The sequence below is a fragment of the bacterium genome, from assembly GCA_029210965.1.
Classification (GTDB): domain Bacteria; phylum BMS3Abin14; class BMS3Abin14; order BMS3Abin14; family BMS3Abin14; genus JALHUC01.
In genome coordinates this window covers 14,489-38,680 of record JARGFZ010000017.1, presented here as the reverse complement: position 1 = coordinate 38,680, position 24,192 = coordinate 14,489, and the positions used below count along the sequence as shown (strand labels likewise).

At 52.6% G+C, this 24,192-nt stretch carries 18 protein-coding genes; 17 read left to right on the top strand and 1 reads right to left on the bottom strand.

Annotation, left to right across the window (positions count from 1 at the left end; genetic code table 11):
- Positions 1-32: 32 nt before the first annotated feature.
- Positions 33-2,339, top strand: coding sequence for an Ig-like domain-containing protein (locus P1S59_08415; GenBank protein ID MDF1526275.1), 2,307 nt, complete (start codon positions 33-35; stop codon positions 2,337-2,339).
- Positions 2,340-2,549: 210 nt separating this feature from the next.
- On the opposite strand, the gene P1S59_08410 is transcribed toward P1S59_08415, so the two are convergent.
- Positions 2,550-2,999 (bottom strand): hypothetical protein, encoded by a 450-nt coding sequence (locus P1S59_08410; GenBank protein MDF1526274.1) that lies wholly within the window; start codon positions 2,997-2,999, stop codon positions 2,550-2,552.
- Positions 3,000-4,189: 1,190 nt separating this feature from the next.
- On the opposite strand from P1S59_08410, the gene P1S59_08405 reads away from it, so the two are divergent.
- The 16 genes from P1S59_08405 to P1S59_08330 all read left to right on the top strand — a co-directional run bounded on the left by P1S59_08405 (position 4,190) and on the right by P1S59_08330 (position 23,852).
- Positions 4,190-5,908, top strand: coding sequence for a hypothetical protein (locus tag P1S59_08405; protein MDF1526273.1), 1,719 nt, complete (start codon positions 4,190-4,192; stop codon positions 5,906-5,908).
- Positions 5,909-5,950: 42 nt separating this feature from the next.
- Positions 5,951-6,685: a hypothetical protein gene (locus tag P1S59_08400; protein ID MDF1526272.1), complete on the top strand. Its 735-nt coding sequence runs from the start codon at positions 5,951-5,953 to the stop codon at positions 6,683-6,685.
- Between the two features lie 122 nt (positions 6,686-6,807).
- Positions 6,808-7,722, top strand: a complete 915-nt coding sequence (locus P1S59_08395) for an NHL repeat-containing protein (protein ID MDF1526271.1) — start codon at positions 6,808-6,810, stop codon at positions 7,720-7,722.
- Positions 7,723-7,733: 11 nt separating this feature from the next.
- Complete coding sequence (locus P1S59_08390; GenBank protein MDF1526270.1) at positions 7,734-8,318, top strand: TlpA disulfide reductase family protein; 585 nt, start codon at positions 7,734-7,736, stop codon at positions 8,316-8,318.
- A gap of 191 nt (positions 8,319-8,509) precedes the next feature.
- Complete coding sequence (locus tag P1S59_08385) at positions 8,510-10,114, top strand: cytochrome c3 family protein (protein MDF1526269.1); 1,605 nt, start codon at positions 8,510-8,512, stop codon at positions 10,112-10,114.
- A 91-nt stretch (positions 10,115-10,205) separates the two neighbouring features.
- Positions 10,206-11,954 carry an ATP-binding protein gene (locus P1S59_08380; GenBank protein MDF1526268.1) on the top strand — a complete coding sequence of 583 codons (1,749 nt, stop codon included), beginning with the start codon at positions 10,206-10,208 and terminating at the stop codon, positions 11,952-11,954.
- Between the two features lie 577 nt (positions 11,955-12,531).
- Complete coding sequence (locus P1S59_08375; GenBank protein MDF1526267.1) at positions 12,532-13,890, top strand: sigma-54 dependent transcriptional regulator; 1,359 nt, start codon at positions 12,532-12,534, stop codon at positions 13,888-13,890.
- Positions 13,891-14,159: 269 nt separating this feature from the next.
- Positions 14,160-14,441, top strand: coding sequence for a hypothetical protein (locus P1S59_08370; GenBank protein ID MDF1526266.1), 282 nt, complete (start codon positions 14,160-14,162; stop codon positions 14,439-14,441).
- 1,360 nt (positions 14,442-15,801) lie between these two features.
- Positions 15,802-16,368, top strand: a complete 567-nt coding sequence (locus P1S59_08365; GenBank protein MDF1526265.1) for a hypothetical protein — start codon at positions 15,802-15,804, stop codon at positions 16,366-16,368.
- A 538-nt stretch (positions 16,369-16,906) separates the two neighbouring features.
- Positions 16,907-17,710: an SAM-dependent methyltransferase gene (locus P1S59_08360; GenBank protein ID MDF1526264.1), complete on the top strand. Its 804-nt coding sequence runs from the start codon at positions 16,907-16,909 to the stop codon at positions 17,708-17,710.
- Between the two features lie 263 nt (positions 17,711-17,973).
- Positions 17,974-18,975 carry a U32 family peptidase gene (locus P1S59_08355; protein MDF1526263.1) on the top strand — a complete coding sequence of 334 codons (1,002 nt, stop codon included), beginning with the start codon at positions 17,974-17,976 and terminating at the stop codon, positions 18,973-18,975.
- Positions 18,975-19,766 carry a hypothetical protein gene (locus P1S59_08350; protein ID MDF1526262.1) on the top strand — a complete coding sequence of 264 codons (792 nt, stop codon included), beginning with the start codon at positions 18,975-18,977 and terminating at the stop codon, positions 19,764-19,766. The genes P1S59_08355 and P1S59_08350 overlap by 1 nt, the downstream gene beginning before the upstream one ends.
- 225 nt (positions 19,767-19,991) lie before the next feature.
- Positions 19,992-20,873 carry an AAA family ATPase gene (locus P1S59_08345; protein MDF1526261.1) on the top strand — a complete coding sequence of 294 codons (882 nt, stop codon included), beginning with the start codon at positions 19,992-19,994 and terminating at the stop codon, positions 20,871-20,873.
- Complete coding sequence (locus tag P1S59_08340; protein ID MDF1526260.1) at positions 20,842-21,303, top strand: formylmethanofuran dehydrogenase subunit E family protein; 462 nt, start codon at positions 20,842-20,844, stop codon at positions 21,301-21,303. Before P1S59_08345 ends, P1S59_08340 begins: the two co-directional genes overlap by 32 nt.
- Positions 21,304-21,305: 2 nt before the next feature.
- Entirely contained in the window at positions 21,306-22,259 is a 954-nt protein-coding gene (locus P1S59_08335) for a permease (protein MDF1526259.1), read from the top strand.
- A 132-nt stretch (positions 22,260-22,391) separates the two neighbouring features.
- Positions 22,392-23,852 (top strand): CRTAC1 family protein, encoded by a 1,461-nt coding sequence (locus tag P1S59_08330; GenBank protein MDF1526258.1) that lies wholly within the window; start codon positions 22,392-22,394, stop codon positions 23,850-23,852.
- The last annotated feature ends 340 nt before the right edge of the window (positions 23,853-24,192 follow it).

Here is a 24,192-nt window from a genome sequence, read left to right as displayed (position 1 = left end):
TTAATTGTCATGAGCGTGCCGAAGAGGTCAAGATGAAAAAGACGTCCATAAAATATTTCCTCCGGGTTGCTCAGGCGATGACAACCGCGGCGTTCCTTGCCCTGTTTTCCATCTGGTCTGTCGACAGTATCTGCGCCGCCCCGCTTGAGGTGCTCTCGGAATCCTTTGAAGGAACACCTCAGGCCACCCTTGTGCGAGGCGGCGTTGCGATCCAGCTGGCTGGTGATGGGGGATGGGCTAGTTTTGTTGGGGGGGATACGAGGGACAACGGGGCCGTCAACTATTTTGCCTACGATATCACCTCCCTGGACCTCAGACGCGGCACGATCGAGGTCCTCCTCGAAAGGGCCAACAAAAAGGACGATGAAACGATCTTCACCTTCGTTGACGAAACCTTCAACCAGATTTTCGATGTGAGTTTCTACTGGAACGGGGACAGACCCGAATTACAGGTGTCAACGGCACAAAACGACGAGAGCGTCTGGATGATGAAGCGAGTCTGGGACCTCCCAGCCTACCAGGGTCTTCTCAGTACCAGGCTTATCATTCCATACATCGGGATGGGTGAGACAGTACATTTTCTGTTCACTTGGGGCCCGACGCCGACGGAAAACTCCATTTTCCTCAATGGTAAGAGACTCAACGCGGAGATAAAGGGTGTCTCAACAATCCCGAATATGGTCGGTCGCTCCGCTTTCCTGGTTTTCGGATCGACCCTGAGTGGTCCTGATCAGGCATGGAATATGATGACGTCGATCATCAGGGACGTGAAGGTCTATAATGACGTTGTCGACCCTAGAAGACCGACCATCGAGGCCGTCGGTCACAACGCCTTTGATGTAGTAGGATACTCTGGGAAGCTGGTTTCCGGTGATGCTCTGAAGTTCTGGCTAAGAGCCGAACCAGGTGGTGTGGCTTCTTTTGACATCGGAGGATCACTTACCGGTATACCCATGGTGGAAGATGCCGATGCTCCTGGTAGCTACACGGGCACCTTTACTGTGCCGCCCGGCCTGTTCCTGCAAGAGACCCAGGTTGTAGGCCGGTTTTCGAATCGGTTCGGATATGCGGCTGAACCCCTTCCCTCAGCCCGGAAGGTTACCATCGACAGCCGGACCCTGATAACAGTCCAGCCCAGCAACGACCTTATACCGGCTGATCGCTCAAGCAGGGCAGGTCTGACCGTCAAGGCTATTAACGCCAACGGTAAAGCCGTCCCCAACCATGGATTGAAGCTGACCCTCTCCACCACCGACGAGTACACCGGGACGGTGGGCGGCGGGTCCTTTGAAGACCAGGTTGGCGGGACCATCGACGTGGACTGGGGCGGGGTCACCGATTCCTTCGGGGAGGTAACCGCTCAATATATAAGCGGTTTTGCCGCCAAAACCATACTTGTCAGCGCCAAGGACATGGTTTCCGGGGACGTGGGTGTGGGCTGGGTGCGTTCCTTCATCAACGGGACAGTTGATATCGTTGTCACCGAACCGAAGGTAAGCGCCCTTTCGGTGACAGGGTCCATGGACGTGTCCCTCTCCCGGGACTGGCTGACCGCCGACGGGCGGAGCCGCAGCCGGATCACAGCTGTCGTGAAGGACGCCTCGGGCAAACCTTTGTCCGGACACCACGTGCGCTTTACGCTCCTGGGCGATAACGGCTCCATCCGTGAGGTCCAGGGCAAGACGGATTCCAGGGGCCGCGCCTATGCCGACTACATAGCGGGTACTCTCATGGGCCAGGTACAGGTGGAGGTGCGGGACCTGACCTCGGGTATGGTCGCCATCGTCCCCATCGAGCTTCGCCCCGACGCCCCGGCTGTCATCGAGCTCGCGGCTGACCCGGGCGAGGTCGTAACCGGCGGACAGAGTACCGTAATGGCGAAAGTAACTGATACCAATAAAAACCCCAACAGAAATGTCGATGTGCTGTACGACATTTCTGTGGGAGAAGGGACCGTAAGCTCTCCGAGCGTAGCAACCGATGAAAAGGGTAATGCCTCGGTTACCTTTACCGCCGGCGATAAACCCGGCCTGGTCACGGTTCGCGGCACGGTCATTTCCCGCGAGCCGACGGCCGAGGAGCTCTCGGCAGCTGAAGGTGCCATATTCCTGTACGGACTTGAGGACGACCCGGGGCGCCTGGAGGTCATCGAGTGGTTGGTCAAGGCAGGGGATGAGGTTGTTGAAGGCCAGGATCTCGTGGTGCTTGAAGACCGCAGCGATAACTCTTATACTGTTGTTGCTCCGAGGGACGGAACAGTTTCCACCTTTGTAGCAGAAGAGCGCGACAGGGTAGAATACGGCGATACGTTAGGGTACATTATTGAACAACCTGAATAAGGGAAACGTCTGTCACTGCGAGCTGATATCGTGCGAAGCAGTCTCGACCCGGGATCGCTTCACACGAATAAGGGTTCGCGATGACAGAAGTAGGTTTTTTCTGAGATCTGAAATATGAGATTTGAAATTAGCACTTAACCTGGAGGATTAAACCATGAAAAAGCGCTATATCGCACCGAAGGTCGTCGGATCTTCATCCGTTCATCCTTGCTAAAGTTGCATATTCCGGAACCCAAAACCAGGAACTGAGACGCCAGTCGCTGTTTCATCTGCTGTTTCGGACTGCATCTGAAACGAGAGACCTGAAATTGGAAGTAAGTTAATAGCGGCGTAAGCCGCTGTCAGTAGTGTGAAAAAGAGCCCTGACGGGCTCTTTTTTTTGTCTGCAAATACGAGGGTCATTTTTCCAGAGGTTTTTTCTTCATTGTCGCTCACCAGGGAGACCGATGCCTGGCGAGCTCTGGTAAATAGTGATTCGTGATTTAAAAGGGCCAGTGATCCCGGCGATGAAGTAATAACCCTGCGATGCGGCCTACCAATGGCCGCGCTGCGTACGCTGCGGTAAAAAACATCGCTTCTTATAGAAATAGAAACTGTGCTTACCCCAAGATCAAAGGTTTCACCCTGTGTCACCCTGTGAACCCTGTGGTAAAAAAACATAATCCGTGATCCGTAATCCGTAAAACCTGGAGACTTAGACACTAAGATATCTAGGTGCCTGGATACCGCTCTTCCTCCAGATTCCAGGTTTAACCTGCGTAACTCTGCGATGGTTTCATGTCACTTCCTCTGCGGCCCTCTGCGTTAAAGCTTTGATCGCATTTATAGAAACCGCTGTTTTAATAAGCCGGTGATTTTCTCAGACTACCCTGAGTCACGCCAACGGCGTGATGCCTCTGTGGTGAAAACATCGTCCTTATAGCAACCGCGCTTTAACCGAGATTAAGCCTCCCTCTGCGTCTTTCGCGACCTCTGCGTTAAAACAATATAGCTTATTATAGTAACCGGGATCGCTTCACATGGGTAAGTTCAATCACCCCCACCTCAATCCTCCCCCCTCAATAGGGGGAGGAAGAATTTGGAAGGGAACTTTAATAGGGTTCGCGATGATCCACCTTCGCTCTGTGTTTAAAAAAATCGCCTTTATAGTAACCGTGCCATAACCGAGATTTAAGGTTTCCTCAGTGTTCTCATTGAGCTCAGTGGTGAAAATAAATCGCAATTATAGCAACCGCGCTTTCCTGAGATTTAGACTTTCTCTGTGTCCTCAATAACTCCGTGGTGAAAACATCGCCTTTATTGTAACCGGGATCGCTTCGGCCCCGGCGACAGCCGCTGAGCGCCTTTGCTGATCAGGGTTGTATCCGGGTCGACCGGTGCCCGCCGACGGCAAAAACGGCCCCGCAAACGCCCCGACCGGAGGCCGATCAAAATCAATCCCGGATTTCGGTTAATTAGGGCATTGGTGTTTAAGTTTGCGGTCAGCGGGGACAATGGTGGGTGGCGTTATTAAACGCTTTTTTTCAGATAGTTGCGGGATTTAGCACTTTAAGGGGCTTGGTGAATCTTATCACTATCGATTTGGTAGAAAAACCTCAAAAGATATGGTAGGTTACCCGAGTTTCACGTAGCCTGTTGTTAGGAATAGCATTTGCAGAACAAACCTGTGCAGAATATTCTTACATAAGACGATCTAGACCCGGTTTTGTTATACCCAAGGTGATTTTATCATTAACAGTGGTCGAAAGGAGCCTGGCCGCTTGAGGACGTCAACATTAGATCGACGATGGGTCACCGTCCTCATAGCGATTCTTATTCCGATGATCATCATGATACCGGATGGGTCACTTATGGCAGACGCTCCTTCCTTTTCCATAGATAACTCCTTTGAGAGTGAGCAGACATATATTCCAGGTGATTGGAACGTCGTGGATACCTATAACCAGGTTTACACCCTTGATTGGGCGGAGACGTACAGCAGCCGCCTGGCGGTCCAGGTGACCTTCGATCTTGAGATGGAGGATATTATCAGGTCCCTCGACGTGGATGAGAAACATGTCACACCCTCCTTTGAGCTGGATCTGACCGGCCTGGTCTGGGACCTGAATTTCCTTGTGCAGGACACCATTGATTATTCCAATGAATTCAACACACCCAGGAAGGACGCCCTGGAGTTTGGGCTGGATCTGGACCTGTCTCCTTTGTACCTGCCGCCGCTAAAAGCACAGCTGCAACGGCTTGTAGATACCCAGGACAACCTGGAGGACAAGGTTGAGCGTAAACTTGACGTAAGTTCCGATTATTCTTTTTCTGAATTCTTCGACGTGGATATGTCCTGGATAGAGGATGATACGGACGATCGGTTGTTTGACAACAACGATATCTCCTCTCACGAGTGGGATTTTAACTTCAACTATAACCAGGCGATGACACCGACCTTCAAAGTTGATTTTCAGTCAGGGTTGTCCGGCCGCAATGAAGAGACCCGAAACAACGCAGGCACGCTGCTGCTCGAAGAAAAGGAACATGATTTTGCCGCGGCGTTGAAATTTACCCTCGACACCTTCCCTGACTTTACTTCCGACCTGGAGATCACCAGGGACAGGGATTTTGTGGAAAGTGTTGAAGATGATGAAATAACCTTTACGGCCGAGTACATTCAGACCCTGATAGATCTTGGAACTTTAACGGAAACCATTGATCTGGGGCGCAGCACTGTGTCTTCTCCCATAGAGGATACCCTCGAGGACAATTTTGAGTTCACCATCGAACTGGCTGGCACTCCCTACAAATACGCGGACTATTCCATTAAATATGATTACACCATTGATGACCTGAAAGATGATGTTACCCCTGCCAACGACAATAAAAGCGTTGGGCAGGAATTTGACCTGAGTGTGACTCTCACGCCCAACGAGAAGATCACACTGGACACCTCTTACAACTGGTCCAGCACCAAAGACAACGGAACAGAGACCGGGTCGGATAATACCTTTAAAATAGAGGGTGTTTTCGATGGCGAGCTTCTTGATGTTCCCAACCTGACCTTTACTCCATTACTGGAGATATCCACTGAAAAGGATTATTCCGCCAGCATCGAATCAGATATCTTCAATCTGGAACTGGATTTTCTTTATGTGTTTGTTATGCCCCGGAACATCAGCTGGGAGATCGAGACAGTCTATTCATGGAACCGGGAAGATGGCAACCTGACCCGGGAGCTGGAGCTGGATTCTGATCTCGACATCGACTATATCACATCCTCATGGGAGTTCAATTTCGTCCATAGTGCTACAACGACCATCAACTACGACACCGATGATGCTGATTTCTGGGACCACGATTTCACCATTGGCGCCATCCGGGAATTAACCCCCAGGATCTTTTTCGACGTTGAATATAATTTTGAGTACAGCGGTGATGCTGAAGATTCCGATGATTTTGAAACCAACCTGGAGTGGCGCGGGAATAATTCCTCTCTCGTCTTCAAGGTAATAAAAGAGATGGTTTTTGAAGGGCCCAAGGATGTAATACGCACCTATGAGGCCGAATTTACAATGGAATTCTGATGTGATTAAATCGGGGAATCGCATTCGTATCAGGAGGAAAAGATGACAATGAAAGCCGCCCGTCTTACCGTATTGTTCATTTTAGCTGCGTTTGTGGGTTCGCTGGCCGGTTGTGCCGGCGCACCCGAGATCAGGCAGGTCAGCAAACCCAGTGAAAGCAAGAGGCAGTATCTCGGGATGAAGAAGGTCGCCGTCCTGCCCTTCACAAATATCGGCGGGATCAAGGGTGCCGAGGAGCATGCGCTGAGTATCACTGTCGCTGAGCTGAATATCCGGGGTACCTTTGAACTGGTGGAGGACCCGCACTATGTTGGCAGCGTTCTCAAGGCCTTGAAACTCAGAAAAATAGAGGATCTTGATCTTGAAACTGTCCAGAAGATGGGTTCCGAGACCGGTGCCCAGGTCGTCCTCTTCGGTGATATCCACGCCTGGGGTCCGGGCGAGGGTGATGCACCGGCTATGCAGGTCTCCATCACCCTGACTCTCATGGATACGCAGACAGGCAAGCCGGTCTGGATCGGTAACGGTTCCAGGAGGGCCAGCTTCACTATGTCCCGCGCACTGGGTCTGAATGAGGGACCTACCGATCTTGAAGTCGCCAGGGAAGTCATTGTGGGTCTTCTCAAGAGCATGGACAGAGAGATCAACGATCGACGGGAGGCGGAGCTGGAGAGGATCAAATCAGAGGAATCAGCCAAGCTTCAGGCTGCCGCTGAGGCAGAGAAGAGGCGGCTTGAGGAGATGCTTCTGGAAGATGACAAGACTGAGAGCAAGTAGTGTTGTCAGGTCGGCAGACTTCTGACTCACCCGTGCGGGCGGCCGGGTATTCATGCAGAGGTCTCGGGGCAAGTAGGCTTTTCAGGGCATGCATGCTCACCTTGTGTCTGTTGCTTATCCCGATGCCGGGCTTTTTGGCTCAAAGTCAGGAAAGACTGCTCATTATTAACGATTCCTTCCCCCTTGAAATAGATCTGGAGACCGGTCGTTTTGGGACAGGGCGACTCTATTTTGATGATCCCATGGACCTGTCCGCTAACAAGGATGGAGATCTTTTCATCCTGGACGCCGGGAACTACAGGATCCAGGTCATGGATGAGGATGGTGATTTCCTGAGGAAGTGGAACCTGCGGGAATCATCAAAAGAGGGGTTTGACGAACCTGTTGCCATGGCCATGAGCTACGATGAGGACTTTCTCGTTGTCCTGGATGGGGATGAGGGCGAGGTAAAGAGGTACGATCTGAAGGGGGAGTTCCTGAACTCCTTTGGCGAATCGGGAACCCGAAAAGGGACTCTTGACAAGCCGGTGGACCTTACCGTTGATTCTTTGGGATATGTTTATGTGCTCGACAGGGCAAGATGCAAGGTGCTTAAGTTTCACCGGAAGGGTGCCTTCGTAGAAGAGTGGGGAAAGAGGGGACGGGGGGACAAGGATTTTGATGATCCCATTTCCATCACCTTCTCGGATGAGTTGACCGGGATCATTTATGTCCTTGATATGGGAAAGAAAGCGCTGCTCAAATTTCAACGGGATGGCGATTTCAGGGAGATCATCCCCATACCCCCCCGGATTCTGGAAAATGGGACAAATTTGTTGAAGTTAGAGGCGAGTAAGGACAACAATCTCTTTATTCTTGATGCAGGTCTTGGTAGATTGGTAAGGATGGAACCACGCAGCTTTAACGTTTACCTGCTGGCCAGTGATTCAATGCAAATGAGTCAACCCCGGGGGTTGGCTGTGGACGAGAACAATAATATTTACATCTCCGATATCAAGCGGAATCGTGTATACAGATTACCAATGGAAGTGAATTGAGGAGGCGTTAGATGAGGCGTTCATTAATTTCCCGGGTCTTTCCGAAAATCCTGGTCATCCTGCTGATGTTTTCATTCGTTACTGTAGGTGTTGGATCGGTTTTCGCTCAGGAGGATCTGACTCCCATACCTATGATCAGCGGCATTGAAATGCTCAAGGTTGGTGACCAGGTCCCTGATTTTGAGGTTGGTGATATCTCAGGTACCAGCTTCAACATGCAGGCAACCCTCGAATCAGGAAAGGGTGTACTGATATTCTTCTGGTCCATTTTCTGTGAACCGTGCAAGGCTGAACTCCCGGTCATCCAGAGCCTCTCTAAAGTATACAAACCCAAAGGGATCTCGTTTGTGGGGGTGTCCATTGATGGTTCCCCCATGAAGGATGCCATATCCGCTTTTGTAAAACAGGAGGATTTTGGTTTCCTGCCGCTAATTGATGAACTTAACCCTGACGAGTCGTTCAAGGTCTCGGATCCTTACGGTGTTGCAGGTACACCCACGGTTTACATTATCGATGGGAACGGTGTGGTGAAGTTTGCCAAGGTCGGTCGTGCGTCTGAGGAGGAGTTGGAAAAAGTCATAAAGCAGATGCTGTGAGTTAAAGGTTGATGACTTCGCAAAAAGTCATAAACCCGCCCCGAGGGGGCGCCCAGATCAATGACTGTCTTTATCGTGTACAGGGTGAGTCATTGATTTGTGAGGAAAGGGAAAATGACAGTTTTCACTTTCCGTGGAGCAAAAAGTCGATAAGGGACTTTTTGCGACCCTGTAAAAGGCCCGGGGGCAACTTGTCAGAGTCAACATCTAAAAGCTCAGGCTCCGTCCGCATAGCTGTTATACTATCTGTTCTTGCGCTTCTGCTTCTTGCCTTCGTTGTCCCATCTTTCGGGGCGGGTCTTGAAGAAGGTGATGATGCAACGGCTTTCACCGGTGTTGACCTTTTTGGCAAACCTGTAGATATCGCTCCCCTTCTTGGAAAACAGGTCATTGTCCTCAAATTCGGATCTATCTACTGCTCTTCCTGTGTCAAATCCATTACCAACCTTGCAGATCTTCAGAAGAGGCAGCCGGAAAACAAGCTCAAAGTTATCGGTATCAACCTGGACATCTACGGTGTGTTCAGGGTGAAAAGGTTCTATCGGGGCTATCGGGATGTGGTCAATTTCCCTGTAGTTATCGACGAGGCGCTTAATATCAGCCGCACCTATGGTGTGGCGACTTTACCGTCCATTATTATTATCAACAAGGAAGGTAAGATCCTTAGGAAGATGATCGGATATCAGGAATCCGAGTTGGGATCGATCATTGAATATGCCCAGAAACTTGCCCTTGACAAAAGTTCCTCTGAATTAGCCGGCATCCTGTCGACCCAGGAAAGGCCTCTATCGATCCTCTTCCCGACAAACTTTACCAAGACACAGCAGGATTCCTTCTATGTTGTCGGTGAGGTAAAAAAGACCGGTACCAGGGTCCAGCTGACTCTCAATGGGGGAAGCAGGCAGGAACTGGTCACGAAGCGGCCCATCTTCTATTTCCGCACTCCCGTGTCCCTTGGGAGCAACTTTATCGAGGTCAGTCTGCCCCGGGATGACGGGAGCAAGATCAGCCAGGCGTTGGTCGTTTTCCGAGATCCCAAGGTCGGGCAGGGGTTCAAGGTTCCCTTCCCCATGTACCATTTTCACCTGGAGGAAAACGAGAAGAACTGTTCCGAGTGCCATGAAGTGACACCGGCTGAATCTTCCGGTGGGAACTTTATGATGATCACCCAGACCTGCCTGGAATGCCACCAGGAACTGTCCCAGAAAAACTATGTACACGGGCCCATCACGGTGGGTGGTTGCGCCCCGTGCCACGATTTTGCCAGTCAACCGGAAAGATACGATCTGGTTTCTACCGGATCGGAACTCTGCTACGGGTGCCATGAAGAAAAAAGATCTGAATTCGCCCAGGACTATATCCACGGTCCTTTGGCTGCTGGTGTCTGCACAATTTGTCACAGTCCCCACGGCACCAATGAGAAGTATCTGCTGCGGTTGCCTCAGGGGCAGATGTGCCTGCTGTGTCACCAGAATGTTAGGGAGTTGACCTACCTGGCCAGTCAGCACAAACCCTTTGAAGAAGGTTTATGCTCAGGCTGTCACGATCCCCACTCGAGCATGAACCCAAAATTCTTTCTTCGTGACTCGGGGAATGACCTGTGCTTTATCTGCCATGATGAGTTAGAAATGGAGGAGCATCGCCATCCTGTCGGCACCGTTCCCACGAACACGTTCCCGGGGATAAAATTAACGGAAGAGGGCGAAACGACCTGTTCCTCATGCCACAGTCCCCACGCAACCGACAGCGAATATCTGCTTCCTGAAAAGGGCTGCGAAGCCTGCCATTCTTACTGACAATCTCTGACAGTAAATTTGCTATAATCCGTGGGAAGGCTGCCAAAGGCAGCACAACAGCTATTGCCAAATTACACGGAAAGTCAAATTTATGAGACCTGGTGAAAACCTTGCAGCTGCCAGATTTATACCAGCTATTCTTCTGTTATCGATCATACTTCTCCTGACAGTGATCCTTGCCTCATTGGGCCGCCAGACTCTTGAGAGAGAAAAACAGCTGCTTCTTGATCTTAAAAAAGGTCAAGCAAGAACAATGGTGAGGTCCATTGCGTCCGCCAGCCGTATCAGCGCCATGATGGGGGAAAGAGGGCAGCAACTAAACCGGTTTATCAGCGACACGGCCCAGACCGAAGAGGTTCTCTTTATCGCTGTATATGGCAATCGGGATGATCTGCTGGCTGCAAGCCCCGGTTTTCAAAGTGAGGAGCCCAGATTGTCTGTGCAGGAGATGCGCCAGAGGCTCGGGGACCTGGATCATACTTCCGCAGTGGAAAATTTCGGGGATCTGGGATCAGTTTTCCTATATGTTGGAAAATATCATCCCATGGACAGCGCCTGGGTCCATTTACGCATGTTGGAGATACCATCCATTCCCGGGATAAATGAGGAGTCAGATACACCTGTTGAAGACTCTTCAAACATTGTACTCATAGCTATGGCGACCGGAGATCTGGATGATGCTGTGGCAGAGGGAATGAGGCAGGCCCTTCTAAACGGTTTTCTCATTCTGCTCCTGGGTACCATCGGATTTTATTTCCTGATCCTCGTGCAGGGTTATTATTCGACCCGTAGTGCCCTGGCTGATTTCAGACAGTACACTCTGGATGTTATCGAGGGTATGGCCGAAGGGTTCATTAATGTGGATCCCGCAGGTATCCTCAGATCGATCAATCCTGAAGCAGAGACAATACTCAATGTCAGGGCCAGGGATTACATCGGGAAGCACTGGCGGCACCTGTTTGTCGGGGAAGAGTGGGATCAGTTAACAGGGCTTCTTGAGAGCAACACCTCTTTCTATGATATTGAAGTGCCTCCCGGCAGTTCAGACAGGAGCCACTTGAGAGCGTCCATGATCCCTGTCAGAGTCCAGGAAGGCGCCAACGGGATGGTCCTTTTCCTCAGGGACATGGGCGAGGTAAAGGGCCTTCAGGCAGAGGTGAGAAGGTCTGAGAGGTTGGCAGCCCTCGGGAGACTCATTGCCGGGATGGCCCATGAGATCCGCAACCCCTTGAACTCTATCAGCGGGTACAGTCAGCATCTGAAAGGCAAATTTGATTCAGATACCTCTGAAGGCAGGGCCCTTGATGTCATCGTTAAAGAGGTGGATCGGCTCAACAGGGTCATCACCGAACTTCTTGATTTCAGCCGTCCCCGGGAACCGGAATTAAAACCGTTGGACCTGTGCGAGATAGTACGCTCGACTCACGCCCTTATCGCAAGGGAAACATCCAGCCAGGGAGTAACCGTGGTTGAGGAACTCCCTGAAACCCAGGTCGTGGTCATGGGCCATGCCGATACTCTGAAGCAGCTTCTTCTGAACCTGTTGCTCAATGCCCTGCAGGCGATGCCTGAAGGGGGTGTTCTGACTATACAGGCTGGTGTGTATGGAACGCGCCCTTTCCTTAAAGTATCTGATACCGGGCCGGGCATTCCGGAGGAGAAGCAGGAAAGTATCTTTGAACCGTTTTATACGACCCGGGAGTCGGGAACAGGCCTCGGTCTTGCCATTGTCCACAGGATCGTGCTGGACCATGGGGCGGAAATACGGGTAGAATCATCTCCAGGTGCCGGGGCGAGCTTTGTTGTACGATTCCCGGGTGGGGAATCAGCTGATAGCTGATTTCCAGAATGCAGAACGCAGAACACAGAACGCAGGAGAAGGGCAGGCGGGGACGCAGGGAAACGGAGTAAGAACTGGAGGGGGCGAGTGGGGGAAAGATCTCGTACGTGCGTGGAGCGTGCGTGCGTGGAGCGAGAATCTTAGAAATACACGCAGTCATCGCGAACCCTAAAATAGTCCCCTTTCCGAACTCTTCCTCCCCCTATTGAGGGGGGAGGATTGAGGTGGGGGTGATTGGAACTTAACCATGTGACCTGTCGCGGCGAAGTTATGCCGCAGGTATAACGAAGACGGAAGCGATCCCGGGTTTTTGAGATTTGAGATCCCTGTCCGCCATAGCTGGTCGGCGGGCGTTAGCGACGGCGGATGAGATTTGAGATTCGTTTTTCTAACAGGGATGAAGGGGATACAGGGGACAGGAAAAACCTGTAACGGCGTATCGGGGAAAGAGCACAAACGAAGGGATAAGTCTGCAAACTGTGAATCGTGAATCGTGAATTGGACAAAAAACTGTTCACAGTTCACTGTTAACTCTTCACGAATAAACATCTGGAATTTGAAATATGGAATCTCATTTATGACCAACAATAAAAACAACCGGATCCTTGTGGTGGACGATGAGGCCTCCCAGCGAGACCTTCTTCACCTTGTCCTTACCGATGAGGGGTATGCCGTTGAAACCGCCTCCAGCGGGGAAGAGGCAGTCCAGAAGGTGGAGGACGGTTTCTACCAACTTGTCATCATGGACATGAATATGGGTGGCATGAATGGGCTGGAGGCTCTCAAACGGATCAAGGATATATCTTCTGCGGTTCAGGTTCTCATCGTTACGGCCTACGCAAGTGTAGATACCGCAGTGGACGCAATGCGTTCAGGAGCCCTTAACTATCTCACCAAACCCATCGATCTTGGAGAACTTAAGGTCCAGGTAGAAAAAACGCTGCAGTTTTCCCACCTGGTGGCCGAAAACGAATCCTTAAAAGCTCAGGTGACGGGGGCCTTTGAGGCCACTCAGATCATCGGGAAAAGTTCCAGGATCCTGGAACTTTTCGATACGCTTCGTATGGTTGCGCCTACGGAGGCCACCGTTCTGATTCTGGGAGAGAGCGGCACAGGCAAGGAACTTGTGGCCGATGCCGTACATCTTAACAGTCCCCGAAAAAAAGGTCCCCTTGTGAAGGTGAACTGCGCGGCGCTTCCGGAGACCCTGCTGGAAAGCGAGCTGTTCGGTCACGAAAAGGGGTCCTTTACGGGAGCCGTTGCAAGGCGCGAGGGCAGGTTCAAACTGGCCGATGGGGGTACACTGTTTCTGGACGAGATCGCTGAGATGAGCCTGCTCCTGCAGGCCAAGCTGCTGCGGGTGATCCAGTCCAGATCCTTCGAGAGGGTTGGCGGCACCGAGACCATATCTTCGGATGTTCGCCTTATCGTCGCTACCAACCGGGATCTTGAGGATGAGGTCAGGGAGAAGCGTTTCAGGGAGGATCTTTTCTATCGGTTGAACGTGGTTCCGGTTACCCTTCCCCCTCTTCGGGAGCGAAGGGAGGATATCCCGCTTCTGGCTGATCACTTCCTTTCCGTAATTGCGGAACGAAACGGTAAGCTGATCAGGGGGTTCTCCCCTCAGGCCATGGATCTTCTGGTGAGAAACAAATGGAAAGGAAATGTGAGAGAGCTTGAAAACGTGGTTGAGCGTGCTGTCATTATGGCCAGAGGAGATGTTATTCAACCCGGTGACCTCCCCGGCCATATCACGGAGGAGGGGAGCGCTCCATCCTCCGGAATTATCCCCGGGCGGCCCCTGAGCGATCTTGAGCGTGAAGCGATCCTGAGTACCCTGGAAATGACAGGGGGCAACAGGACAGAATCTGCCAAACTTCTCGGAATCAGCCGAAGGACACTTCAATATAAGCTCAAAGAATTTAAAATCCAGTAGTCTTTTTGTTCATCACAGGAGACTACCGGATTTTGAATGTGAAAAACCTTCCAGGATTCTTAAAGGTGGGCAATTAATGCGCATATGTGGTCTGGTGCGCATGCAAATAATTCACCATCCATGAGGAATTATGGTGTTTTACATCTTGCAAAATTTATAAAATCGTTTAAGTTAAGGCCGTTTACAGCTCTTTGACAAAAGGTTCATCCATTGGCACGAGCTCTGCATATGTCTGATTGTGCTACACTTAATGCAGAAAGGTGTTTAGGATGTACTTTAAATTGATCCTGGAAAATGGGCATGTTGGATCCGGGAAATCTCTTGAGACTGTTCGTTACTTCAGGGGTGAAAATCCGGTAGATATGTTCAGTATCGCAGCTAGAGTGCCGAGGGTCAAAGGCAAGAATAGCAGCACAGGAGTCAAGGTGGTGCAGTCTGTCAGCAGGGAAGAATACATCAAGGGAGTTCAAAAGGCAGCCGGCGACCGTTACTTGAGCACGCGGGTAAAGAAGAAGATTGCAAAGCGGAAAAAAGAGGTATATTTTCATTAGCATCCCCCAACTCTGATCGCGCTTGTCGTGATCGGAGATGCACCCCCAAGCTCGGTCTAACCGAGCCGGCTCCTCGGCGACCCCCAACGCTGAGGAGCCATTTTTTTGTTTTTAACGCAGAGGCCGTCACGCCTGCTTGTCACGGCGTAGCTTCAGCTAAGACGGATGGCGTGACAGGCTTCGGACGCAGCTTGTCGCGGCGAAGTTCGAAGAACGAAGACGGAAGGAAGGCTTAAGCGGCAGGAAAATCGAACCAGGTACTTCTTCTTCCGTCATTCCGGGCGAAGCGGAGCCGAGACCCGGAATCCAGTCGCTATAAAATCAATGTTTTTCACCACAGAGGAAAATGAGGACACTGAGAAAGGCGAATCCAAAACCGGAAGATAAATAGCCTGTTATTGCGAGGCCAAAGATATGGCCGAAGCAATCCCGGTTACTATTAAATGCAACGTTTTTTTTAACGCAGAGGACCGCAGAACGGCCATTTGAAGGCCGTACCGCCAGTCTTCGCTGAAGCTACGCCTCGGCAAGCAGGGTTACGCAGGGTAAGGCTAAATTCGGGGGAATGAGCGGTATTAAAATGTTTAGGAGTCCAGGTTTTACGGATCAAGGATTATGCTTTTTCACCGCAGCTTGCCACGGCGACTTGTCACGCCATAGCTGACTAGTGAGGGCACCTTGTCACGTCATAGCCTAAGGCGGCGACGGAAGCCGTAAGCGACGCCCCAAAGCGAAGACGGGTCATTCCGGGCCCTGACCCGGAGTCCAGTCGCTTTTATAAGACCTGTGCCACTGGATTCCGGACAATCACGCTGTTGGCGTGATTTCCGGAATGACGCCAGCCTTCTGTGGGAGTCTCAAGTGCTCGTCGCTGTCAAACCTCAGGTTCGCTCGGTCTGCTCAGGTTCCACGTTTCAGGTTCCAGCTTTTACTTACACACCTAGTCACCTAGATACCTGGATACCTGGATACCTTGTCTCTCCCTCCCCTTTACCGTAAACTCCCGCATAGCCACTATATTTGCCTGGCTGGAGGTGGGTAACGGCACAACTCGTGCAAAGGCTTAAAAGGCATGATGAAGGTAGTTGATCACATAATTGGTTCTCATCGTGATGGGAGTCGATGTGCCTTTACTAAGGACCGTCGGCCTCCAATATCGTCGTTTTTTCTCCAACTTCTCCTTCTACTTCTACTTATACTTATACTAATATCTTCCTCCTGCGCAGGTCCCGATATAACAGACTGGTCCGGGATAAGGATCAGGGGAAAGCTGTCAGATGAGGACGGGCATCCTGTTGAAAGTGCCCACGTTTACGCTTATCGTCAGGGTAAGTCCAATACCCTTGGGCCGGCGGAAGGTATGAGCGAGCCCACAGGAGCAGATGGCGCATATATTCTCGTACTTCCCGAAGGCATTTATACTCTCGTTGCCCGCAGGCGGATATCCGGATCCATCAGCGGACCCCTGCGAAACGGTGACATGTCCGGGCAGATGTCAAAACCGCTACTGGCCGGGCCGGGGGATCGAACCGGAGTGGATTTAAAGTTGACTGTTTTTCGACAGGGTTCGGATGGGGATCCAAAGCGGATACTGAACACCCACACCCGGATAAAGGGGATCGTGACCGATCCGGCTGGGAAGGTAATGGATGGCACCCACGTTTTTGCCTACAGGGGAGCCTTTCGATCGGATCCCCCGGATTTTCTTTCACCGGCTACAGGCCTGGATGGGCAGTTCGAGATCAGCCTTCCAGGGGGCGGCTTCTATACCATAGGGGCCAGGACAGGTCTGAGAGGAAAACCGCGGCCGGAAGACAGTATGGGGTTCTGGGGAGGAAAGGATCAGCCCCGGGAGATCATGGAGGGGTCGGTTACTGAAGGAGTGAGGATCGTGGTAACGCCCTATGGAGACGAGGGGACACGGTGACACCCATCGACGCACTGACGTTTGCTCAGGGCAGGCGGGGACACGGTGACACGTAGACGCGGAGACATGGGGACGCGGAGACACGGGGATAGAGTTGGAGGGGGGGAAAGACCCGAGAGGCGGGGAGATTTTAGATTTGGCGACTGAGCGACTTGGTGAAAGGGCAAAACCTTAAACTGAAAGCGCGGATCCTGTAAAAGCGATCAGAGCTTTAATGCTGAGGACCGCAGAGCAGCCATTTCAGGCTGCACCGCAAAGGGCCGCTGTTTAAACCCTTAGTCCTGGTTAAAGGCATGGTTACTATTGAAACGATGGTTTTCACCACAGAGTTATTGAGGACACAGAGAAAAGCTAAATCCAGGTTAAAACATGGCTGCGATAGTAACCATGTTTCTGACCATATAGGAAGACAGTTACCCAGTAGAAATGGACGCAATGTTGATATCGGTTTAACCGCGGCCCTCGGCGACAGCGCCTGTAAAATGGCGCTTCATGCGGCCCTCTGCGTTAAGGCTTTTAGCTGTTTGGTATTTAAAATATGACACTAAATAACAAAAAACCCCACCCCATCTACTTCATCGGCGCAGGCCCGGGTGACGCGAAATACCTCACCCTGGAGGGGAGTGAAGCCCTGGCCAGATGTTCTCTCGTTTATGCTGTCGACCCCTATCCGGAAACCTTTGCCAGGCTGCTTTCAGGCATGACTGTGTCAGACCCCCTCGAAAGGGTGTTTGAGGAGCTTATCCAGGAGATTGACGAGGCGTCCCGATCCGCTCCGGTGGGCTTTCTCGTGCCGGGGGACATTACGGTTTTTTCACCCTTCCTGCCCATCGTCGAGCATTTTGCCGAGAGATCGAAAGTCATCGCCGGGGTGGGGACTTTAAACGCTGCTGCTGCTCTCATCAAACAGACCCTGGACATGCCGGGTGTCAGTCACTCCGTTGTTCTCACCAGCCCCAAGCATATCGATAAAGCGGGTGATGCCATGGATCTAGGCCGGCTTGCCAGGGCCGCCGGAACAATGGTTCTCTACATGAACAACCGCCCGCTGGAGCAGTTGGCTGAGGAGCTGTCCGGAGGGTTTGCACCCGAGACTCCTGCGGCCATCCTGTCCCGTGTGGGGATGGAAGGTGAAAAGGTTTACCGGTGTACCGTTTCCACCATGGCCGAGGTGGTGGGGGAGGATGATATTTTCGGACTTGTTTCCGGTGACCCGTCCCTGGCCATCATCATCGTGGGTGATGTGCTTACAGCAAAATCAGATCCGACCTTCTGGAACAAGAGGAAGGAAAAATTCTGGAACAAGAAGAAAGGCGGACGCGGGGACACGGGGACGCGGTGACGCGGGGGTTCAGGGGAGCGTGGGAGTATGGGAGAAATCAAGTATCTATGTATCTATGTATCTAGGTATCGAAGTGTCGAGGTGCAAAAATAGCGCGGTGTCATTCCGGAAATCACGACAGGTCGTGATTATCCGGAATCCACAGCATAAGGCTGGATTCCGGGTCATCATTTCACTCGGCCCGGAATGACGATAGGCTGAAAGTCGGAACGTGGAACCTGGAACATGGAACTCGAGCGAAGCGAGTATATGAGATTTGAGATATGAGATCTGAGATCAGTCGTGCTGACAACACGCAGCCAGAAATTCTCGCACCCGTGAACGCCATCGAGGAGGTAACACCCCTCATGGAGGCGGGCGCGCACTGGCTGTACGGTGGCGTTCTTCCCATCGAATGGGCAGATCGGTTCCCCTCAACGGTCCTACTCAACCAGAGAACCTTTGAAAGTGCCCAGTTCCCCGACATGGCCCAACTGGAGGATGCAGTTCTTAAAACCAGGGAGCACGGCGGGGCCTTCGCCCTGACCCTGAACGCACCGTTTTACATGGATGAGCAGATGCCCCTCGTTGTTGAGTTGGCCCGCTGGGCAGCCCATGCCGGTATAGGGGCTCTCATCGTAGCTGATCCGGGACTTATTGTCCGTCTCGGAGATGAGGGGATCGAACTCCCTCTGCATCTGAGTACCATGGGGATCGCCGCCAATGCCCACTCCGTGCGTTTTTATGTCGACCAGGGGATCACCAGAGTCATCCTCCCCAGGTTTCTGAACCTTGAACAGATCTCTGCCCTGACAGGGGCCATGCCTTCGGTGGAGTACGAGGCTTTTATCCTTGTGGGCAAGTGCCCTAATATCGAAGGGATCTGCACCTTCCTCCACGACAGCCCGGACAGGCGATGGCCTTGCGAATGGGAATGGGACCTGGCTGATGAAGCCGGGGATCGCCCGCCGCTAAACATCTCGGGCCACTTTTCCGGGATCAGGAAAAGCGACAGGCGGGACGGCTGCGGTTTGTGCGCCCTCCCGGCACTGAAGGCCGCTGGTGTTTCCACCTTCAAGGTTGTTGGTAGAGGGGCTCCCTTGCAGCGCAAACTTCAGCTTGTGGGACAGCTAGGCCGACTTCTGAAAGAGGTGCCTGCCCACCCCAATGAGGCCTGGTTCAGAGCATGCAGGGAGAGTTACCAAAGGCTGTACGGCCGCCGTTGCTGCGAGCATAACTGCTACTACCCTGACGTTGACCCATGTGGGCAGGGACCAGGATGTTGATGACTGGGATCAGGTCAAGCTACCTTGAGGGCCGGGAAAGGGATTCGCTGCCGGAAGGGTTCGATGGTATCAGGATCGGGTCTGAGTTTTGCCCGCAGCTGGTTCCCTCTGCCGGGAAAGTTCGGCACCTGTCCCGACAAATGGATCCTGCCGCCTTAAGCCTGGTGACCCCCGTCGCGGGGCCGGACGAGGTTGCCGATGTGCTGAATGCCGTTACCACTGCGGTTTCCCATGGATGGGGCGAGGTGGTGGTCAACGACTGGGGAGTCCTTAATGAGCTTGGCGATGAGGCGGGGGGCATGGAGGGGGTTGGGATCACTGCAGGCCGATTGCTGATGAGGTTTCGAAGGGGACCTGGAGTCTTCGACTCCCGGGATGAATCCGATCTTCCCACAAGACGGTATTTTGCCTGGGGACCTCTGTACGATAGTCCGTTTCTTGCCTTTCTCAAGGTCAAAGGGGTCGATCGTATTGAACTGGATCCCCCCAGGCACTGGCTGCCGCTGCCGGATATGGACGGGTTCCTGTTTTCCTTTCACCGGGACACGCGCCTGATTGCGGTGTCAGGGGCATGTTCCTGGCTCTATAAAGAGGATAAAGGAGTTTGGAACCCCATAAAGGACTGCGGACGCACCTGTACTGCCCATAAGGATATCGTGATGACCAGTCCTGCGCTCAAGGGGCCTCTCCTCCTGAGAGGAAGGGCCATCCTCGAGCGGGTCGATGTGAAGATTGACGAGTTGGAATTGCCGGATTGTGTGGATAGATTCATTTACGACAGAAAAGCCTGAATTTGGCACGGGAAATGTATAATACGTGGGAATGAGGAATGAGGAAGGATGAAGGATGAAGGACGAAGGATGAAGGGTGAAAGAAAATCGAAAGTGATCCTTTTACTGTAATTTCCCAAATCAGGCCCGACCCTGCATGGGTCTCTGGAATATAAGAAACTAATGTGATATTCCTTCTTCCTCCTTAACTATTCATCCTTCTACAATCGCTAAGGAGCGTACACTTTGCATCGTAAACTCAACCGCATCTACTATGAAGTCAAGGATCCCACCATGACCTGGGACGATATCGGAGGCCTGGAGGGACCCAAGCAGCATGTCAAAGAGATGGTGAGCCTTCCCTTGAAGAAAAAGGAACAGCTGGCCAAACACCACCTTACCCTCCCGTCTGGTGTACTCATTTGGGGGCCGTTGGGTGTAGGTATCACCATGCTGGCCGAAGCTGCCGCCACGGAGGCAGGAGTTTCCTATGTATATGTCTCAGGGCAGGAGATGCTCGGCAAGCCCGACGAGCTTCAGCAGGCCTTCCATGACGCCAAACACGAGGCTCCCTGCGTCCTTTACATTTCCGATACGGAGTGGCTGGCGCCAAGGGCCGGTGCGGATTATGAGTGGGGCCCGGGTAATTTCAGGGGTAAACCACCCACTTTTGCGGACAAGGCGCTCACGGAGGTGTTCATACGGGAGATCGATGGTATCCATGACCGGGATGATATTATGCTGGTTGGTTCAGCCTACCGGGTGGATGCGGTTGATCAGGCCATTATCAAAGAGAAAAGCCGCTTTAATCGAAAGATATTCGTAGCCCCCACCACCGGAAAAGACAGGGAGGCGATGCTGAAGATCTACATAGAGAGGATCCCGACCCTTGGCGGGGAGGTGGACATTACCCGACTGGCTGAGATCACGGAAGGTTTCGTTGGTTGGGACATAGAAAACCTATGTAAAAGAGCCGTTTTGAACGCTGTACAACGGGATTCGGACAAGGTTGAAATGGATGATTTCGTTGTGGCGGCCGGGCAGGTGGAGCCCTGGATCTCGCCCGATATGTATGAGAAATACTGGGAGATCTACCGTGACGACTGCCCTCACCACTACGCTTTCTGAGACCGACCTGGCTCTTATCGAACAGGTCCACGGGCACCTGTGCCCCATGGTCCTCCTGGGCGCCAGGACAGCGAAAACGGCCCGGCAGCTGGTCGCAATCCCGGGTGATGCCCTCCACCTCTACGGTTATTACAGGGGATACGGATGCGCCATCGACGGCATCCAGATCTTTACCGGATGCACCTGGGGGAACCAGAACCTGGTCCTGCTGAGGGGCCGGAACTTTTCTTTCATCCTTACTGTGGAAGGGGCCCGGGAGGGTGTCATGGTCTTACCGAGGCCGCAGCTTCTGGAGCAGATACGGAAAGAAAAAACACCCGAGAGCAGGTCTGCCCTGATGGAAATGTTCACATCGGCGCCCGATGAGGAGATCCTTGAGACAGAGGCCGTAGTGGATATGGGCACCATCAGCGGGTTTCCCGGGAACTGATCTTGAACAGGTTGATCCTTGAAGCGATCGGGATGTACGGAAGGGAGCTTTATCAGCTCCTTCCAGCCTTTATCCTTGGGGTAGGCCTTGCCGCCACTATCAAGACATTCAAATGGGATCTTAAGCTTCGGGCCTACATGAGGGATTCAGGGGCCGCTACCATTCCCCTGGCTGTTTTCCTGGGGGTTTTCAGCCCCCTGTGTGCCTGCGGCGTCCTGCCCATCGTCATTCCCCTGGCCCTGTCAGGTGTTCCTCTCCCCCCACTGCTGGCCCTTCTCGCCACATCTCCCCTCATGAGTCCCGATGCGTTGACGATCACCTGGGCAGGCCTGGGGCCCGCTCTGGCGTGGACCAAGATCGTCAGTGCCGTGGGCATGGGTTTCCTGGTGGGTGGCGTAACATATATCCTTGAAAAACGTAGTAATTTTTCAAAGGATATTGTCAGGATCAAGCCTGTTTTCGAGGAAGACGGGTCCCTGGCCTCCGCCTACGATATAGCGTGTGCCAACGACATCACGGTTCCCACCATGGTTGTGAAGCAGAGGGACAGCAAGGTACTGTTTTTTCTGGAGCGGGCCCGGGATACATCGTGGTTCGTCGGCAAGTTCCTTCTTCTGGCGGTTGCCCTGCAGGTTGTTCTGGAGCTTGCGGTACCGGTGGATGCCATAAAATCCATCGCGGGTGGTTCGGGTGTGACCTCGCTCCTGTGGGCAGCGATCCTGGGAGCGCCGCTGCCCGCTCACCAGATACCGATAGTACCCATCACAAGGGGGTTGCTGGATCTGGGGATGGATCCGGGGGCGGCCGCTACATTTCTGGTAGCCGGGCCGGTGACCAGCATTCCGGCGCTCCTGGTGCTCTGGAAAGTGTTCGAACGCAGACTGTTCTATCTGTACCTGGGGTTGTGCCTTACCGGTGCAGTTGCTACAGGGCTGATTTTCAGGCTGGTGACCTGAACCGCAGTTGAGCCTTATGGAATTTTGAAAAGTGATCACCGGAGATATCATATCTTTTTGAAACAGCCTGTTTATGGTACTATTTTTTACTAAGCAGACCGAAATAATGTGAGCACAATAAGGAGGAATTTCATGAAGCTGAGGGGAAGATCTATATTCTGTAACGCGGCGATCGCTTTTGCCTTCCTGGTTCTTCCAGCTGCTGCCTATGCTCTCCAGTTTACCGATATCACCGATGTGGCCGGGGTTGGTGACAGGGGACACGGCAAGGGTGTTGCCTTTGCAGACGTTGACGGGGATGGCGATCTGGACCTGTACGTTTCCAACAAGGGGGGCGAGAACGGCCTTTTCCTTAACGATGGCACCGGTACCTTCGTGCCCGCTACCCGGGAGGCGGGTGACAGGCTCGATGACAGCGGCATGTCCATGGGTTCGTGTTTCGGGGACATTGACAACGACGGGGACCAGGACCTTTACATCGTCAAGGGAGGCCGTTACGAGATCGAGGCCAACAGGCTTCTGCTCAATGAGAACGGGCGCTTTGTGGATGTGACCCGAAAAGCGGGTGTCGGTTCCAAGGAGTTTACCTACTCCGCCGCTTTTGCGGATGTGGATAACGATGGATTCCTGGATCTTTACCTGGCTAACTACGGCGTTGGGGCCAAAAATACCCTTTACCGGAATAATGGGGATGGGACCTTCGAGGACGTCACTGATACCTCGGGAGTGGGGGATCGCAGCTGGAGCTGGAGTGCCGTTTTCTCAGACGTTAACGGTGATGGTTTCCAGGATCTTTATGTGGTCAACGGACGTTATCCTGCCGGTGAACCCAATCATCTGTATATGAACAAGGGGGACGGTTCTTTCCGGAATGTTTCCAGGGAATCAGGAGTGGACGACGGGAACTGGGGGCTGGGAGCCGCTTTCGCTGATGTGGACAGGGACGGTGACTTCGATCTCTTCGTCTCCAACTATGTCGGCTCCAATAAACTGTTTCTCAACGACGGCTCCGGTGTCTTTACCGATGCTTCTGAGGTTTCCGGCCTCGCCGATGAGGGTTGGGGCAAGGGCCCGTCTTTCGGTGACGTGGATCACGACGGTGACCTGGATCTGTACGAAGGGGATTGTAAACTCGCCAATAAACTCTACCTTAACGACGGTTCAGGGGTTTTCACAGACGTGGCCGACCAGAACCCGGAACTCAAGAACGAGACTGTAAGGACCAAAGGGACTGCCTTCGCCGATATCGACAACGATGGAGATCTTGATCTTTACGTGGTCAACTGGGGCGTGAGCAACCGCCTGTACCGCAACGATCAGAACGACAGTCGCTTCCTGAAGATCAAACTCAAAGGGACCGTGAGCAACGCCGATGCGGTGGGCGCCAGAGTGAGCGTGTCCAGCGCCGGGAAGCTCGTCGGTGTACAGGAGGTCAGGACCATGACCGGTTTCTGTTCCCAGGCTCCCCTGGAACTTCACTTCGGACTACCCGCGGCCGGCGATTACCAGGTGGATGTGGTGTTCCCCAGCGGGCTCAAGGCTTCCGGGACCTACAGCAACGGCCAGACCGTCACCATCGTAGAAGGAAGTTAGGCTGGTCCTCTGGTTTATTAAACTGATAGAGTTTAAATGCTTATTTTGTTTCCAAAAACCTGCCCTAATAACCGCAGGTTTTTGGATTTAGACATGGTTCTTGCAAGGCTGTCGCTGTTTACTGTGGCAGCCTTTGCTTTGTGTTGTCATTCCGGAAATCAGCCCCAGTGGCGTGATTATTTGGAATCCATGAAAAACGTCACTGGACTCCGGGTCCTTTTCTTTCACCCCCACCTCAATCCTCCCCCCTCAATAGGGGGAGGAAGAGAAAGGAAGGTGACTATTGGTTGGCCCGGAGGGACGAACATTACTCCACTTATTGGATTTTAGATTGCCTCAA